Annotated in this window: 1 pseudogene; it reads right to left on the reverse strand. The window is 29.0% G+C overall.

The features are described 5' to 3' along the window. Positions 1–691: pseudogene (locus tag HMPREF0077_RS09965) on the reverse strand (DNA topoisomerase); the annotation flags it as partial. Positions 692–1,036 lie beyond the last annotated feature (345 nt).

Raw genomic sequence — 1,036 nt, forward strand, 5'->3', positions numbered from 1 at the left:
TCATCAATTCTATCTGTCGACAGTGTAAATCCATTCATAGAAATCTCCACTGTATAATATTTTTCTTTTTTAAAACTATTTATCTCATCATCTCTATTCACAATCATTGATAAAGTTGGTGTTTGTACTCTGCCTACACTATAATTTTCATTATATAGACAGGAGTAAAGTCTACTTATATTCATTCCAACAAGCCAATCAGCTATGGCACGAGCCTTAGCTGAATCAAAAAGATTATCATAGTTACTTCCATCTTTTAAGTTGCTAAATCCTTCTTTTATGGAAGAATCTTCCATTGAGGAAATCCAAAGACGTTTCATTTTCTTTTACAATTTGCCATCATATATACAAGTCTAAAAATAGCTTCTCCTTCTCTACCAGCATCACAAGCATTAATAATGGTATCAACTTCATTACTATTCATTAGCCTTTTAAGAATATTAAACTGTTTTTTAGTTGTCTTCGTTACCTCATACTTGTATTCTTTTGGGATAATAGGTAAATCTTCAATTCTCCACTTCTTATATCTTTCATCATACACATCAGGATTTGCCATTTGTACTAAATGCCCAACACACCATGAAACAATGTATCCATTCCCCTCATAATATCCATTATTTCTATTTTTTGCTCCTATAACTTTTGCTATTGATGCTGCAACACTTGGTTTTTCTGCGATTACTAATTTCATTTTTCCTCCTTTAGTTTTTTAATAAAAAAATGAGAGATTAAATTTTCAATCCCTCATCTTTTTATAGCTCTACTGATTTTTTATTTTTTCTATAATATTTATTCCATTATCTATTACATCTTCAAACTTTATGTCTCTAGCATAAAGATTTTTCTTCGAATAAGAATTCCATCTGTCTAAAAAAGCTTGATCCGTTTTTAGCATTCTCATTAAACTTATGATTTTATCTATATCAAATTCTTAATTATACAATCAATCATTTCAACTTAGCTTTACTTATATATTAAGTTTGTGCTGTCGTTTTGTTCATCGTTTTTTATTAAAGTTCCAGAATTCTAATTGTAC

It is taken from the genome of Anaerococcus tetradius ATCC 35098, from assembly GCF_000159095.1.
Lineage (GTDB): Bacteria > Bacillota > Clostridia > Tissierellales > Peptoniphilaceae > Anaerococcus > Anaerococcus tetradius.